Annotated in this window: 16 protein-coding genes; 10 read left to right on the top strand and 6 right to left on the bottom strand. The window is 71.0% G+C overall.

Features of this window, described 5'->3' with window-relative positions; genetic code table 11:
- Position 1: 1 nt before the first annotated feature.
- Complete coding sequence (locus ACFQU4_RS35975; RefSeq protein WP_377501629.1) at positions 2–928, bottom strand: AraC family transcriptional regulator; 927 nt, start codon at positions 926–928, stop codon at positions 2–4.
- An 80-nt stretch (positions 929–1008) separates the two neighbouring features.
- Here ACFQU4_RS35975 and ACFQU4_RS35970 point away from each other — a divergent pair, with 80 nt between their 5' ends.
- Together ACFQU4_RS35970 and ACFQU4_RS35965 are read left to right on the top strand one after the other, a co-directional pair.
- Positions 1009–1644 carry a class I SAM-dependent methyltransferase gene (locus ACFQU4_RS35970; RefSeq protein WP_377501627.1) on the top strand — a complete coding sequence of 212 codons (636 nt, stop codon included), beginning with the start codon at positions 1009–1011 and terminating at the stop codon, positions 1642–1644.
- A gap of 84 nt (positions 1645–1728) precedes the next feature.
- The gene (locus tag ACFQU4_RS35965) at positions 1729–2862 is read left to right on the top strand and encodes a lipid II:glycine glycyltransferase FemX (RefSeq protein ID WP_377501625.1); all 1134 of its coding nucleotides are present in this window, start codon (positions 1729–1731) and stop codon (positions 2860–2862) included.
- On the opposite strand, the gene murF is transcribed toward ACFQU4_RS35965, so the two are convergent.
- On the bottom strand, positions 2851–4218 hold the full coding sequence (murF, locus tag ACFQU4_RS35960) for a UDP-N-acetylmuramoyl-tripeptide--D-alanyl-D-alanine ligase (protein ID WP_377501623.1): 1368 nt from the start codon (positions 4216–4218) through the stop codon (positions 2851–2853). The two genes, ACFQU4_RS35965 and murF, sit on opposite strands and share 12 nt — an antisense overlap.
- An 88-nt stretch (positions 4219–4306) precedes the next feature.
- Here murF and ACFQU4_RS35955 point away from each other — a divergent pair, with 88 nt between their 5' ends.
- Genes ACFQU4_RS35955 through ACFQU4_RS35920 form a run of 8 tightly spaced genes read left to right on the top strand, consistent with a single transcriptional unit; the run spans position 4307 to position 9978 of the window.
- Positions 4307–5353, top strand: coding sequence for a D-isomer specific 2-hydroxyacid dehydrogenase family protein (locus ACFQU4_RS35955; RefSeq protein WP_377501621.1), 1047 nt, complete (start codon positions 4307–4309; stop codon positions 5351–5353).
- Positions 5346–6386 (top strand): D-alanine--(R)-lactate ligase, encoded by a 1041-nt coding sequence (gene vanA, locus ACFQU4_RS35950; RefSeq protein WP_377501619.1) that lies wholly within the window; start codon positions 5346–5348, stop codon positions 6384–6386. The genes ACFQU4_RS35955 and vanA overlap by 8 nt, the downstream gene beginning before the upstream one ends.
- Positions 6383–6991 carry a D-Ala-D-Ala dipeptidase VanX gene (gene vanX / locus ACFQU4_RS35945; protein ID WP_377501617.1) on the top strand — a complete coding sequence of 203 codons (609 nt, stop codon included), beginning with the start codon at positions 6383–6385 and terminating at the stop codon, positions 6989–6991. The genes vanA and vanX overlap by 4 nt, the downstream gene beginning before the upstream one ends.
- An 18-nt stretch (positions 6992–7009) precedes the next feature.
- A complete protein-coding gene (locus tag ACFQU4_RS35940) occupies positions 7010–7468 on the top strand; it encodes a GNAT family N-acetyltransferase (protein ID WP_377501615.1) in 459 nt (152 codons plus the stop codon).
- Between the two features lie 38 nt (positions 7469–7506).
- Positions 7507–8691, top strand: coding sequence for a sensor histidine kinase (locus ACFQU4_RS35935; protein ID WP_377501613.1), 1185 nt, complete (start codon positions 7507–7509; stop codon positions 8689–8691).
- Positions 8688–9293 (top strand): response regulator, encoded by a 606-nt coding sequence (locus ACFQU4_RS35930; RefSeq protein ID WP_377501611.1) that lies wholly within the window; start codon positions 8688–8690, stop codon positions 9291–9293. The genes ACFQU4_RS35935 and ACFQU4_RS35930 overlap by 4 nt, the downstream gene beginning before the upstream one ends.
- A gap of 35 nt (positions 9294–9328) precedes the next feature.
- Positions 9329–9604, top strand: a complete 276-nt coding sequence (locus tag ACFQU4_RS35925; protein ID WP_377501609.1) for a hypothetical protein — start codon at positions 9329–9331, stop codon at positions 9602–9604.
- Positions 9601–9978 carry a hypothetical protein gene (locus tag ACFQU4_RS35920; protein WP_377501607.1) on the top strand — a complete coding sequence of 126 codons (378 nt, stop codon included), beginning with the start codon at positions 9601–9603 and terminating at the stop codon, positions 9976–9978. The genes ACFQU4_RS35925 and ACFQU4_RS35920 overlap by 4 nt, the downstream gene beginning before the upstream one ends.
- Here ACFQU4_RS35920 and ACFQU4_RS35915 read toward each other — a convergent pair.
- Genes ACFQU4_RS35915 through ACFQU4_RS35900 form a run of 4 tightly spaced genes read right to left on the bottom strand, consistent with a single transcriptional unit; the run spans position 9968 to position 14332 of the window.
- Complete coding sequence (locus tag ACFQU4_RS35915; RefSeq protein WP_377501605.1) at positions 9968–11668, bottom strand: DUF885 domain-containing protein; 1701 nt, start codon at positions 11666–11668, stop codon at positions 9968–9970. The two genes, ACFQU4_RS35920 and ACFQU4_RS35915, sit on opposite strands and share 11 nt — an antisense overlap.
- Positions 11668–12513, bottom strand: coding sequence for an ATP-binding cassette domain-containing protein (locus ACFQU4_RS35910; RefSeq protein WP_377501603.1), 846 nt, complete (start codon positions 12511–12513; stop codon positions 11668–11670). The genes ACFQU4_RS35915 and ACFQU4_RS35910 overlap by 1 nt, the downstream gene beginning before the upstream one ends.
- Entirely contained in the window at positions 12510–13340 is an 831-nt protein-coding gene (locus ACFQU4_RS35905; RefSeq protein ID WP_377501601.1) for an ABC transporter ATP-binding protein, read from the bottom strand. The genes ACFQU4_RS35910 and ACFQU4_RS35905 overlap by 4 nt, the downstream gene beginning before the upstream one ends.
- Positions 13337–14332, bottom strand: coding sequence for an ABC transporter permease (locus ACFQU4_RS35900; protein WP_377501599.1), 996 nt, complete (start codon positions 14330–14332; stop codon positions 13337–13339). The genes ACFQU4_RS35905 and ACFQU4_RS35900 overlap by 4 nt, the downstream gene beginning before the upstream one ends.

The raw sequence follows: 14332 nt of genomic DNA, 5'->3' as shown, positions 1-14332 counted from the left end.
ATCAGGCGTCCCGCCAGGTCTGCGGCGGCACGCCGTGTTCGCGCCGGAAGACCCGGGTGAAGTAGCCGGGGTCGCCGAACCCGAGCCGGCCGGCGATCGCGGCGACGGTCAGGTCGGTCTCGGCGAGCAGCCGGCGGGCCTCGATCATCCGTCGCTCGGTGATCCACTGCTGCACGGTCCGGCCGGACCGCCGCCGGACCACGGTGGTCAGGTGCGCCGGGGTGATCGCGACCGCGTCGGCGACGTCGCGCAGCGAGATCGGCTCGGCGTAGCGCTCCTCGATCACGGCGAACACGTCGGCCAGCAGGGGTTCGTCGCGCAGCCGCAGCCCGCCGGCCACGTCGGCGGCCAGCCGCAGGACGTCGACCAGGAGCAGCGTCAGCTGGGCCAGCGCGGCCTCGGCGAAGCCCTCCCGGCGGTCCCGCAGCTCCCGTTCCAGCGCCCCGAACCGTTCGGCCAGTTCGGCCCGATTCCCTTCCGGTACGGGGATCCGCTGCAGACCGCCGCCGGCCCGGACGAAGGGAGCGAGCAGCGGATGATCATGCCAGGCGCGCAGCGCGCTGGCGTCGACGGCGTCGGGCGGGAAGAACGCGGTCCACACCTCGAGGTCGCCCTCCGGCGCCGGCCGGTCCGGTCCCCCGTGCTCGACGTCGATCACCTCGCCGGGCGCGACCAGGAACAGGTCCCCGGGCCGCAGCCGCCAGTCCCGGCCGTCCAGCCGGACCAGCTGGCTGCCGGTGACGACGAAGCCGAGCACCAGGAAGTCGTGGGCGTGCGGCAGGGCCCGGTCCGGCAATTCCGAGCGGTGCTGCCGGTAGACGCCGACCGGCGGCAGCCCGGGCACCCTGCGATAGCCGTACACGGGCCGCCCGGCGATCTGCCGGCCCGTGTTCTCGGAAGCGAAAGATCGTCCACCCCTTACGGGCAATGATCCATGGTTTGGTTCCATGCCACCGGAAAGACTCGTCGCTACCACCCGATGATCGTCCCACACGAGGAGCAGTGACCATGTCCGACCAGGTCCACGAACACCGCCACTTCATTCCCGCGATGGGCCAGCAGCGCCTGCTCCCGGTGTACGACTTCACCGGCTGGCTGGCCGGCGTCCCGCGGATGCACCGGACTCTGCTCGACAGCGCGGCGATCACGCCCGGCCTGGCGGTGCTGGAGATCGGGTGCGGCACCGGCAACCTGATCATCCGGGCGGCCCGGCAGCATCCCGGCGCGACGCTGACCGGGCTCGACCCGGACCGGATCGCGCTCGCCAACGCGGGGCGCAAGGTCGCCCGGCGCGGCCTCGCGGTCCGGCTCGACGTGGGCTACGCGGACGCCCTGCCGTACCCGGACGGCAGTCAGGACCGGGAGCTGTCGTCGCTGATGTTCCACCACCTCGACGAGGCCGGGAAGGACGGTGCGCTGCGGGAGGCGCTCCGGGTGCTCCGGCCCGGCGGGGAGCTGCACCTGCTCGACTTCACCGGCGGCGGCCACGGCCCGATGCCGGAACGGATCCGGGCCGGCGCCGACGACCGGATCCCGGACCGGCTGCGGTCGTTGGGCTTCGCCGACGTCGCCCGGACCGCCGAGGTCAGGGCCCGCTGGGGCTTCGGCACCTGTTCGATCTTCCGCGGCGTCCGATCGGCCTGAACCCTTCCACCACGCCGGGCATATCGCGGGCGTATCGAAAACCGGATACGCCCCGAGAACGCCCGGCCCGGTTGGCTGGCCGGCATGGCTCTGACCGTCGCTCCGATCAGTCCCACCGAGCACCTGCAGTTCATCCGGGCCCAGCGGTCGGTCAGCTTCCTGCAGACCCCGGCCTGGGGACGGGTCAAGACCGAGTGGCGCAGCGAATCCCTCGGCTGGTACGACGACGGCCGGCTGGTCGGATCCGCTCTGGTCCTGCACCGCCCGGTGCCGCGGCTGGAGCGCTTCACGCTGGCGTACCTGCCGGACGGGCCGGTGATCGACTGGACCGGCGACCTGGACGCCTGGCTCGACCCGCTGGCCGCCTACCTGATCGCCCGCGGTGCGTTCGCGATCCGGCTGGTGCCGCCGGTCCGGACGAACACCTGGACCGCGGCCCAGGTCAAGGCGGGCGTCGCCGACCCCGGCGTCACCCGACTCACCCAGGTGCCCGGCGAGGCGGCCGATCCGGTCGGCGCCCGGGTGGCCGGCTGGCTGAACGACGCCGGCTGGCTGCCGCAGAACCCGGAGACCGGCTTCGGCGCCGGCCAGCCGCAGTTCCGGTACGAGCTCCCGCTGGCCGGCCGGACCGAGGCCGACGTGCTGCGCGGCATGAACCAGCTCTGGCGGCGGAACATCAAGAAGGCGGCCAAGGAGGGCGTCGAGGTGACGGTCGCCGGCGACGCGGCCGACCGGGAGCTGAAGGCGTTCCATGATCTTTACGTGCACACGGCCGAACGGGACCGGTTCACGCCCCGGCCGCTGCACTACTTCGAGACCATGTACGCCGAGCTGAGTGCCGAGGACCCGGACCGGATCCGGCTCTACCTGGCCCGGCATCGCGGCGAGCTGGTCGCCGCCACCCTCGGCGCCCGGGTCGGCGCCCACGCCTGGTACTCGTACGGCGCGTCGTCGACCGAGAAGCGCGAGGTGCGCGGCTCCAACGCCTGCCAGTGGGAGATGATCCGGGACGCGCTGGTGGCCGGCTGCGACGTGTACGACCTGCGCGGCATCACGCCGACGCTGGACGCGGACGACCCGCACGTCGGGCTGATCCAGTTCAAGGTGGGCACCGGCGGCCAGGCCGTCCGGTACGTCGGCGAATGGGACCTGCCGCTGCGCCCGGTGATCTACCGGGCGTTCTCCTGGTGGATGGCGCGCCGGCGCTCAGGACACTAGCGCGGCGGCGACCTCGTCGAGGTTGGCGCCGCGGGAGGCCTTGATCAACACCACGTCACCGGCGCCGAGATTCCGGCGGAGCCAGTCGACCGCGGCATCGTTGTCCGCCAGCGCCACGGCCCGCTCGCCCGCATCGCCGGCGGCCGCCCGGGCCCCGTCGGCGATCGGCCGGGCGAGTTCGCCGACCGCGACGACCACGTCGGCCCGGTCCGCGGCGTACTCCCCCACGGACCGGTGCTCGGCGTCGCTCTCGTCGCCGAGTTCGAGCATCGCGCCGAGCACGGCGATCCGGCGCCCGCCCTCGACCGCCGCCAGCGCGTCCAGCCCGGCCAGCACCGATTCCGGGTGGGCGTTGTAGGAGTCGTTGATCATGGTCGCGCCGCCGGCGAGCTCGTGCAGCTCCAGCCGCCACTTCGACAGCTTCGCGTCGGCCAGCGCCGCCGCGGCCTGGTCCAGAGACAGTCCGGCCGCCAGTCCGGCTGCCGCGGCCGCGGCCGCGTTCAGGGCCTGGTGGGCGCCCAACAGCGGCAGCGTGACCCGGGCCGACGCCCGGGCCGTGCGCAGCTCGAAGGTCGGCCGGGCCAGCCGGTCCAGGGTCGGGTCGATCACCCGTACGTCGGCGTGCTCGGCCAGTCCGAAGGTCAGCACCGGCCCGTCGGTGAGCGCGCGCATCGCGACCACCCGGGGATCGTCGGCGTTCAGGATCGCGGTGCCGCCCGGCGCCAGTCCCTGGACGAGTTCGCCCTTGGCCTTGGCGATGCCGCCGCGCGACCCGAACTTGCCGAGGTGGGCCCGGCCGACGTTGAGCACGACGGCGAGGTCGGGCGCCACCAGCCCGGTCAGGTCGGCGATCTGGCCGATGTGCCGGGCTCCCATCTCGAGGACCAGGAACCGGGTCGCCGGATCGGCGCGCAGCATGGTCAGCGGTACGCCGAGCTCGTTGTTCCGGGAGCCGATCGTGGCGATCGTCGGGCCGGCACTGGCCAGCACCGCTGTGAGTAGGTCCTTGGTGCTGGTCTTGCCCTGCGAACCGGTCACGCCGGCCACGGTCAGACCGTCCCGGAACTGCCGGACGACGTGGGCGGCCAGGGTCTGCAGCGCCGCCTGGGCGTCCTCGACGACGACGGTCGGCAGGTCGGTCGGCCGGGAGCCGAGCACGGCCACCGCACCGGCCCGGCCCGCCTGCTCGGCGAAGTCGTGGCCGTCGACGTGTTCCCCGGCGAAGGCGACGAACAGGCCGCCGGGTTCGGCCTGCCGGCCGTCCAGCACGGCCGGCGCGGTCACCGTGATCGCCGCGTCGCCCTTGACCGTGCCGCCGATGACGGCGGCGAGCTCGCCGAGACTGAGAGGAATCATGCGCGTCAGCCTCGGCAACGGGGTGTATCGCCGGCGTATCGAAAACCGGATACGTGCCGGCAACACGCCGCTGTCTTCAATGACGGGCATGACCTTCAGCGAAACAGTGCGCCGGTCGCCGGCTCCGGTGGCGCGGAAGGTGGGTCTGACCGTGTACGGCTGCGGGCCGGACGAGGCGGACCTGTTCCGCGCCCTGGCGCCGCGACTCGGCGTCGCCGTGGAACTCACCGACGAGCCGGTGTCCGAGGACAACAGCGCCCTGGCCCACGGCCGGCGCTGCATCAGCGTCGGCCACAAGACCCCGATCACGCCGTCCACCCTGCTCGCCCTCCGCCGGCTCGGGGTCCGCTACCTGTCCACCCGGAGCATCGGCTGCAATCACCTGGACGTCGACTACGCGGCCCGGATCGGGATCACGGTCGGCACCGTGGCCTACTCGCCGGACAGCGTCGCCGACTACACGCTGATGCTGATGTTGATGGCGGTCCGGAACGCGAAGGCCATGATCCGCCGGACCGACCTGCACGACTACCGACTGCACGAGACCCGGGGCCGGGAGCTGCGCGACCTGACCGTCGGCGTGATCGGGACCGGGCGGATCGGGACGGCGGTGCTGCAGCGGCTGCGCGGCTTCGGCTGCCGGACGCTGGCGTACGACCTCCGGCCCAAGATCACCGGCGACGCCATGATCAGCGGCGAGCCCATGATCAGCGGCGAGTACGTGCCGCTGCCGGACCTGCTGCGGCAGAGCGACCTGGTCACCCTGCACACCCCGCTGACCGACCAGACGCACCACCTCCTTGATCAGGACCGGATCGCGACCCTGAAGCCCGGCGCCTACGTGATCAACACCGGCCGCGGCGGGCTGCTCGACACCGCGGCACTGCTGGCCTCGTTGGAGAGCGGCCGGCTGGGCGGGGCCGCGCTGGACGTCCTGGAGGGCGAGGAGGGGATCTTCTACGCCGACCGCAGCGGCGGCCCGGTCGGCAGTGATCAACTGCTGCGGCTGCAGGCCCTGCCGAACGTGATCATCAGCCCGCACACCGCCTACTACACCGACCATGCCCTGCGGGACACGGTCGAGAACTCAATGATCAATTGTCTGGAATTCGAGAGCAGGAGTCAGCATGGCTAAGTTGAAGCTCGGCATCGTCTTCGGCGGGCCGTTCGAGGAGCATCCGATCTCCGTGAAGTCCGCCCGGGAGGTCGCCAAGAACCTCGACCAGGAGAAGTACGAGCCGTACTTCATCGGCATCACCAAGAGCGGCGGCTGGCTGCTCTGCGACGGGCCCGAGGACGGCTGGGACGACGGCAACGGCCGCCCCGTCGTGCTCTCGCCGGACCGGACGGCGCCCGGGCTGTTGGTGCTGCACCAGGACCGGTACGAGACGATCCCGCTCGACGCCGTGCTGCCGGTGCTGCACGGCCGGCACGGCGAGGACGGCGCGATCCAGGGCCTGCTCGAACTGGCCGGGCTTCCGTACGCGGGCTGCGACATCCCCAGTTCCGCGCTCTGCATCGACAAGCCGCTCACCTATGCGGTGGTCGGCCACGCCGGGATCGCCACCCCGAAGTTCTGGATCCTGCCCGCCGGCGAGGAGCCGGACGCCGCCGCGCTCCCCTATCCGGTCTTCGTGAAGCCGGCCCGGTCCGGTTCCTCGTTCGGGGTCAGCAAGGTGGCCGGTCCGGACGAGTTGGCCGACGCGCTGGCGACGGCGCGCGAGTTCGACGGCAAGGTCGTGATCGAGGAGGCCGTGGTCGGCAGCGAGATCGGCTGCGCCGTGCTGGGCAACGACGGCGAGTTGATCACCGGCGAGGTGGACCGGGTCGCGCTGACCCACGGCTTCTTCAAGATCCATCAGGAGGAGAGCCCGGAGACCGGTTCGGAGAACGCGTCGTTCATCGTCCCGGCCGACATCCCGGTCGAGTCGCAGGAGTTGATCAAGGAAACCGCGAAGGCGATCTACCGGGCTCTCGGCTGCCGCGGGCTGGCCCGGGTGGACCTGTTCCTCACCGAGGACGGGCGGGCCGTGCTGAACGAGGTCAACACCCTGCCCGGCCTGACCTCGTACAGCCGCTATCCGCGGATGATGGCCGCCGCCGGGATGTCGATGACCGAGTTGATCGATCGGCTGGTGGCGCTGGCCCTCGCCGGCAACGGGCGATGATCGACGACTTCGTCTACGTCGACGAGGCCGTACCCGGAATCCGGTGGGACGCCCGGTACGCCACCGGCGACAACTTCACCGGCGCACCGGTGGAGGGCTATCGGGCGAACCGGATCATCGGCACCAAGGCGCTCTGCGTCGCCCTCGATCAGGCGCACGAGAAGGCGGCCTCGATCGGCTTCGGGCTGCTGCTCTGGGACGGGTACCGGCCGCAGCGGGCCGTCGACGCCTTCCTGCGCTGGTCGCGGCTGCCGGAGGACGACCGGACGAAGGCGCGGCACCATCCGAACCTGGACCGGTCGGAGCTGTTCGAGCACGGTTACGTCGCCGCCCGGTCCGGCCACACCCGCGGCAGCGCGATCGACCTGACGCTGGTCCGGCTCGCCACCGGCGAACCCGTACCGATGGGTGGTGATCATGATCTGATGGATGCCGTCTCGCACCACGGGGCGGCCGGCATCACCGAGGCCGAGGCCCGGAACCGCCAGTACCTCCGGTCGATCATGTGGTCCTGCGGTTTCGATGCCTACGATCGCGAATGGTGGCACTACACGCTGCGCGACGAGCCCCATCCGGACACCTATTACGACTTCCCCGTCGCCTGACCCGAAAGGAAGGAAGGCATGCACGTCCGACCGGCCCATCCCGACGATGCCGCGACGATCGACGAACTGCTGCACCAGCTGGGGTATCCGCAGGAGGTTCCCGGGAACACGGCGGCCCGGCTCAAGTCCTGGGCGGACCACCCGGACGGGGCTGCGTACGTCGCCGAGGTGGACGGCACCGTGCTCGGCGTCGTCGCGGTGCACTGCTGCCCGTTCCTGGAACGCGACGGCTCCTGGGCCCGGATCGTGGCCCTGGTCGTCTCGCTGGAGGCCCGCGGGATCGGCCTGGGCAGCCGGCTCGTCGCGGAGGCGGAGGCCTTCGCCGGCAGCCGCGGCTGCGTCCGGATGGAGGTCACCAGCTCGGACCGCCGCCGCGACGCCCACGCGTTCTACCGCAGTCTCGGCTACGTCGACCAGTCCGGCCGGTCGTCCCGCTTCCTCCGCGACCTGCCCGGAGAACCGCCGGAACAGCGCTGATTCGGATCCCGCCCCACCTTGATGGAAAGGTGGGCCGGGTGAGGTGGCCGATCAAGCCCTGGCGGGAGCGCAGTCAGCCGGAGCGGTTCGACGCGTACATGCGCTGGTCGCTCTATCCGTTGTCCGCCCTGCCGCCACTCTTCTACGCCGCCCAGCTGGCGACCGGCGACCCGATCGGCTGGCCGGCCTGGGCCGCCCTGCTGCCGCACGTCGCGGAGACGGTGCTCAACCTGATCATGCTGCGCCGCACGCTGGCCGGTGACCGGATCCTGCCGCCCCTCGCCGCGGCCCAGGTCCTCTGCGGTGTCGCGGCCCTGATCCTGCTCGGGCTGACCTGGGCTCCGGACCGGCCCGGCCTGCTCTTCGATCCGATGATCTTCGCCGCCCAGCTGCTGGTGATCGCCGGCCCTCCCGCCAGCTGGGTGCCGGTCCTGCGTCCCCGCTCGATCCTGCTGATGGGACTCGGCTGTGTGGTGATCATGATCGGCGTCCGGCTGCCGTACGGCGGTCCCGCCGCAGTCGTCGGCGGGTTCGGCGCGGTGGTCAGCCTCCCGCTCTGGCTCGGCGTGTACGGCTCCTCGGCCTGGATGATCCGGGTGGTCCGGGAGCTGGACCGGGCCCGCGGCACCGCGGCCCGGCTGGCGGTGGCCGAGGAACGGCTGCGGTTCTCCCGGGACGTGCACGACGTGTTCGGCCGGGTGCTCGCCACGGTCGCGGTGAAGAGCGAACTGGCCGCCGAACTGACCGGACGTAGGCCGGACGACGCCACCGCGACGATGCTGGAGGTACGCCAGCTGGCACAGAACTCGCTGGCCGAGGTGCGCGCGGTCGCGGCCGGCTACCGGCAGGCCGATCTCGGTCAGGAACTCCGCGGCGCCCGGGCCCTGCTCGACTCCGCCGGCATCAGCTGCGCCGTGCTCGGCGAGGACCTGGAGCTGCCGGACCAGGCGGCCACGGCCTTCGGCTGGGCGGTCCGCGAGGCGGTGACCAACGTGATCCGGCACTCCGCCGCCACCCAGTGCACCATCTCGATCACCCGGGCCAGCGCCTGGTCCCGGCTGGAAGTGATCAACAACGGTGTCGACGCCGACCCCGGCGACACCGGCTCCGGCCTGCTCGGCCTGGCCGAACGGTTGGAGCCGCTCGGCGGAGTCGTCGAGCGGCGCCGCTCGGGTGCTACCTTCACGCTGCTGGTCACCCTGCCCACCAAGGAAGTTTCATGATCACGGTACTGCTGGCCGACGACGAGAACCTGATCCGGGACGCGCTCGCCACGCTGCTCGACCTGGTCGATGATCTTGAGGTGGTCGGCCAGGCCGCCTCCGGAACCGAGGCGCTGGCGGTGGCCGCCAAGGTGCACCCGGACGTCGCCGTGCTCGATCTGCAGATGCCCGGCCTGGACGGCATCGAGACCGCCCGCCGGCTGGCCGCCGAGCAGCCCGGCTGCGGCCTGGTGATCGTGACCAGCCACGGCCGGCCCGGCTACCTGAAGGCCGCGCTGACCGCCGGGGTGCGTGGGTTCGTCCCGAAGACGACCTCGGCCAGGGTGCTGGCCGAGGTGATCCGGACCGTCGCCGCCGGCGGCCGCTACGTCGACTCCGACCTGGCCGCCGACGCGATCGCGGCCGGCGAGTCCCCGCTGTCGCCCCGGGAGGCGGACGTGCTGGAGCTCGCCGCCGAGGGCGCCGACGCCGAGGAGATCGCCGCCCGCAGCCACCTGTCGGTCGGCACCGTCCGCAACTACCTGTCCTCGGCCACCTCGAAGCTCGGCGCCGGCAACCGGCACGAGGCGATCAAGGTCGCCCGCCGGCACGGCTGGATCTGATCAGCCAAGGCGCATATCGAGGTACACTCATTGGTATGACAACGTCTCGCGTCACGATCACGCTGCCGGAGGAGCTACGCCAACTCATTGCCGACGAGGCCGACCAGCTCGGCCTGCCGTTCTCGGCCGTCGTGACGACCGCGCTGGCGGCATGGGCGCGAGGCCAGTTGATCGACGCCTGGCTGAGTGAGTACCAGGCGGAACACGGCACGTTCACCGAAGACGAGCTCAAGGCCCTCGCCCAGGACGCGGGAGTTCCCTACCTGCCTCCCGCACCCGCGGCGCGGAGCGTCAAGTCGACGGCTGCATGAATCTCGTCCTCGACGCCGGGGCCCTGATCGCTGTCGACCGAGCCGACCGGCGGATCGCGGGCCTCATCCTGCTGGGTCGCCGCGCGGGTGCGGACGTGATCACCACAGCGCCCGTGGTGGGACAGGTTTGGCGTCACGGAAGTCGACAAGTCCGCTTGGCGCAGTTCCTGGCCCGCGTCGATGTTCGCGAGGTCGGCCTGGATGATGCCAAGGCGGCCGGAGCCCTTCTCGGCAGAGCCGGATCATCGGATGTCGTCGATGCGCTCGTGGCGATGCTCACCAGGCCGGGCGATCAGTTGTTGACCAGCGAACCCGACGATCTTGCTCGACTGACAGGGGTACGTGACGGCGAGGTTTCGACCGTCACTGTGTGAGGTCTGGCGTCGGGTACGGGGACGTGCCTCCCCGGGCGATGAAGCGCTCGACCTCGGTCCGCAACACCTGCAGCGGTACGGAGCCGAGCGACAGAACCTGATCATGGAAGTGCCGAAGATCAAACGCGTCGCCGAGCTCCCGTTCGGCCCGGGCCCGGAGATCCAGGATCTCCAGCTGGCCGAGATAGTAGGCGCAGGCCTGCCCGGGCCAGGCGATGTAGCGGTCCACCTCGGTGATCACCTCGTGGCCGCCGATCGCCGTGTTGTCCCGAAGGAACGCCTGAGCACGGTCCCGGGACCAGCCGAGGGCGTGCAGGCCCGGATCGATCACCAGCCGGACCGCCCGCCACATCTGGTAGCCGAGCATGCCCATCAGTTCGTACGGGGTCTCGTACATCCCCATCTCGACGCCGAGCCGCTCGGTGTAGAGCGCCCAGCCCTCGCCGTAGGCGGACAGGTAGTCGTTCCGGCGGAACTCGGGATGATCTTGCTGCTCCAGCGCCAGCGGGATCTGGAACGCGTGGCCGGGGGCGGCCTCGTGCAGGGTGAGCGCCGGCAGCGAGTAGAGCGGCCGCTCGCGCAGGCCGTATGTGTTCAGCAGGTAGCGGTCCACCCCGCCGCGGCCGAAGGTGTAGAACGGCGCCAGGTCCGGCGGCACCTCGACGATCGCGAACCGCTGCCGCGGCACCCGGCCGAAGTAGCGGTGCACCACCGCGTCGAACTTCTTGGCATGCCAGGCCGCCTCGCGGAGCAGTTCCCGCGGCTCGTCGACGTAGAACTGATCATCGGTCCGCATGAACGCCAGCAGTGCGTCCACGTCGCCGCCGAAGCCGGTCTGCTCGGCGATCACCCGCATCTCGGTCCTGATCTTGGCCACCTCGCGCAGCCCGATCTCGTGGATCTCCTCGGGCGTCAGGTCGAGAGTGGTGTATTCGCGCAGCTGGGCGGCGTAGTAGTCGGCGCCGGCGATCTCGACGGCGGAGATCGCCTCCGGCAGGTTCGGCAGATAGGTCTCGGTGAGGTAGTCGACCAGCCCGCGGAAGGCCGGCTGGACCTGCTCCCCGACCAGCCGGATCGCCTGCGCCCGCAGGGATTCCGCCCGCGGTCCGGTCAGCCCGTCCAAAGTGGTGACGAACGGCAGGGTGGCCGGGTCGGTGGCCTCGGCGATGGTCCGGGCGGTCGTCTCGCGGCCGGTCATGGTGATCTTGGGCGGGCCGAAGCCGCGGGCCAGACCGGCGCCCAGGTTCTCCAGCTGCTGCTCCAGGTAGGCCGGTACGTGCTCGAGCTGGCTCAGCCAGCGCTCGGCCTGATCCAGCTCGGTGATCGGCCGGCGCCCGCGGTCGATCAGGTCGTTCCAGAACGAGCTGTCGGCGTTGGCCGGCGCCTCCCAGGTCCGGAACCGCTGCCGGTTGATCAAGGTCTGCAGCTGGTTGTCGTAGACGGCCTGATTGGTCCGCTCGGCCTCGGAGAGGGTGGCCGGGTCGATCTGCCGGACCGCGGCCAGGGTCTCCTCCCAGCGCCGCTGCCGGCCTTCCTGGGCCGACGGCCCGACGTCCGGCAGGAACGGATCCGTCTCGGTCGACCGCCAGCTGCCGTGGCCGAGTTCGCCGGTGCGCCAGGCCCATTCGTCCGCGTACAACCGTTGCAGGGTTGCGTCCCCGGTCGGCCCGGTCCCCGATGGCTCGGTCATCACTCTCTCCTGGATCGTCGCTCGCGTTCCCACTCGGGCGGGATGGTCGGTACCGCGGCCAGCAGGGTCCGCGTGTAGTCGTGCCGCGGCTCGGCGAAGATCTGGTCCCGCTCGCCCTGCTCGACGATCTTGCCGTCCTGCATCACGCAGACCCGGTGCGCCACCTGCCGTACCACCGCAAGATCATGGGAGATGAACAGGTAACTGAAGCCGAAGTCGGCCTGCAGCTCGGTGAGCAGCCGGAGCACCTGCGCCTGCACCGACACGTCGAGGGCGGAGACCGGTTCGTCACAGATGATCACCCGCGGGTTGCAGGCGATCGCCCGGGCGATGCCGATCCGTTGCGCCTGGCCGCCGGAGAACTGGGCCGGGTAGCGCTGCGAGTGGTCCGGGTTCAGCCCGACCCGCTCCATCAGTTCCTTCACCCGCGGCACCGCCGCGGCCAGTGACGAGATCCCCTGGTAGCGCAGCGGCGCCGACACCAGCTGCTCGACGTTCTGCCGCGGATTCAAGCTGGAGAAGGGATCCTGGAAGACGAACTGGACGCTGCGCCGGAACTCCCGCAGGGCCGGGCCGGTGGCCCGGGTGACGTACTGCTCACCGATCCGGACCTGACCCTTGGTCGGATCGATCAGCCGGCCGATCATCCGGGCCGTGGTCGACTTGCCGGACCCGGACTCCCCGACCAGGCCGACCGTCTGGCCCTCCAGGATCTCCAGCGAGACGTCGTCGACCGCCCGGAACGTGCGCCGGCTGGTCAGCACTCGGCCGCGCAGGGCTACCCGGTAGTCCTTGATCAGGTTCTCCGCGGCCAAGATCACCGGCGGCGTCGTGGTGGCCGTCACGCGTCCCCTCCGCCCTGGCCGGGATCGACGAGCCGCGGCGTCGCGTCGATCAGCATCTTGGTGTAGGCCGACTGCGGGTCGGTGAACAGCTCCCTGGTCGTGCTCAGCTCCTGCCGGACGCCCTGGTTCAGCACCAGCACCCGGTCGGTCACCCGGCTCACCACGGCAAGATCATGGGTGATGAACAGCAGGCTCGCCTTCGTCGTCTCCCGGACTTCCTTGATCAGCTCCAGCACCTGCGCCTGCACCGTCACGTCCAGTGCCGTCGTCGGCTCGTCGGCGATCACCAGCTCCGGCTCGCAGACCAGCGCCATCGCGATCATGATCCGCTGCCGCATGCCGCCGGAGAACTGGTGCGGATAGCTGTGGTACGTCCGCGCCGGGTCCCGCAGGTGGACCCGCTCCATGGCCGCGATCGCCGCCTTCCGGGCGTCGGCGCGCGACCCACCGCGGTGCGCCCGGTACGCCTCGGCGACCTGATCACCGACGGTGTAGTAGGGGTTCAGCGACGACAGCGGGTCCTGGAACACCATCGAGATCCGCATCCCGCGGATCCGCCGCAGCTGCCGGTCGGACCGGCCGACCAGCTCCAGCTCCTCGCCGCCCGGTCCGGTCAGCCGGATCGAGCCGGTGACCAGTGCGGTCGGCGGCAGCAGGCCCATGATCGCCAGCGCGGTCATCGACTTGCCGCTGCCGGACTCGCCGACCAGGCCCAGCGCCTCGCCGGACTCGACCGTGAACGACAGGCCGTCCACGACGATCGCCGGCGTCCCGTCCGCGGTCGGGAACTGGATGGTCAGGTCCTCCACGGTGATCAGTTGGTTCATGCGGAACGCACCCGGATCCTGGGGTCGAGCACCGAGTAGAGCAGGTCGACGACGATGTTCGCGGTGATCACGAAGAACGCGGCGACCAGCGTGAAGCCCATGATCACCGGCTGGTCGTTGGTGCTGATCGCGTCCCGGGCCATCTTGCCGATCCCGTTCAACCCGAACACTGACTCGGTGATCAACGCGCCTCCCATCAGCGTCGCCACGTCCATCCCGAAGATCGTGATGATCGGCGTCAGCGACGGCCGCAGCACGTGCTTGCCGACCACGGTCACCGGCGGCAGCCCCTTGGCCCGCGCGGTCCGGACGTAGTTCTCGCCCAGCGTGTCCAGCACGTTGGACCGGGTCAGCCGGGTGTACATCGCCGCGTACATCAGCGCCAGCACGATCCACGGCATCAGATAGCTGTCCCACCACAACGCCGGGTCCTCGCTGAACCGGACCGTGGTCGGGAACGGCAGCACGCCGAGCTGCACCACCAGCACGAACTGCAGCACCAGGGCGACGAAGTAGTTCGGCAGCGCGATGCCGGCCAGCGCCACCGCGTTGAACGAGCGGTCGACCCAGGTCCCCTCCCGCAGCGCGCTGAGCACGCCGGACAGCAGACCCCAGACCAGCCAGAGCAGCGCGGCGCCGACGGCCAGGGTGACCGTCACCTCGATCCGTTCGCCGATCATGGTGCCGACGTTCTGCCCGCTCTGGAAGCTGTGCCCGAGACAGGGCGCCGCGCAGTGCACGCCGCCCGGTCCGCTGCCGTACCAGCGACCGGCGACGAGGCCGAGCAGGAAGGTCCCGAACTGCATCCAGAACGGCTGGTCCAGCCCGAGTTGATCACGGATCGTCGCGATCCGTTCCGGGGAGCAGGTCTGGCCGCAGATCAGCACCGCCGGGTCGGGCGACAGCAGGAAGAAGATCGCGTACGTGAACAGGCAGACCCCGAACAGGGTGAGCAGGGCCCAGCCGATCCGGCGCAGTACGTAACTGATCAT

This window comes from Microlunatus sp. GCM10028923 (assembly GCF_042666975.1).
Lineage (GTDB): Bacteria > Actinomycetota > Actinomycetes > Propionibacteriales > Propionibacteriaceae > Microlunatus.
The sequence above is the reverse complement of the archived record's forward strand: the minus strand, read 5'-3'. Positions and strand labels throughout refer to the sequence as shown.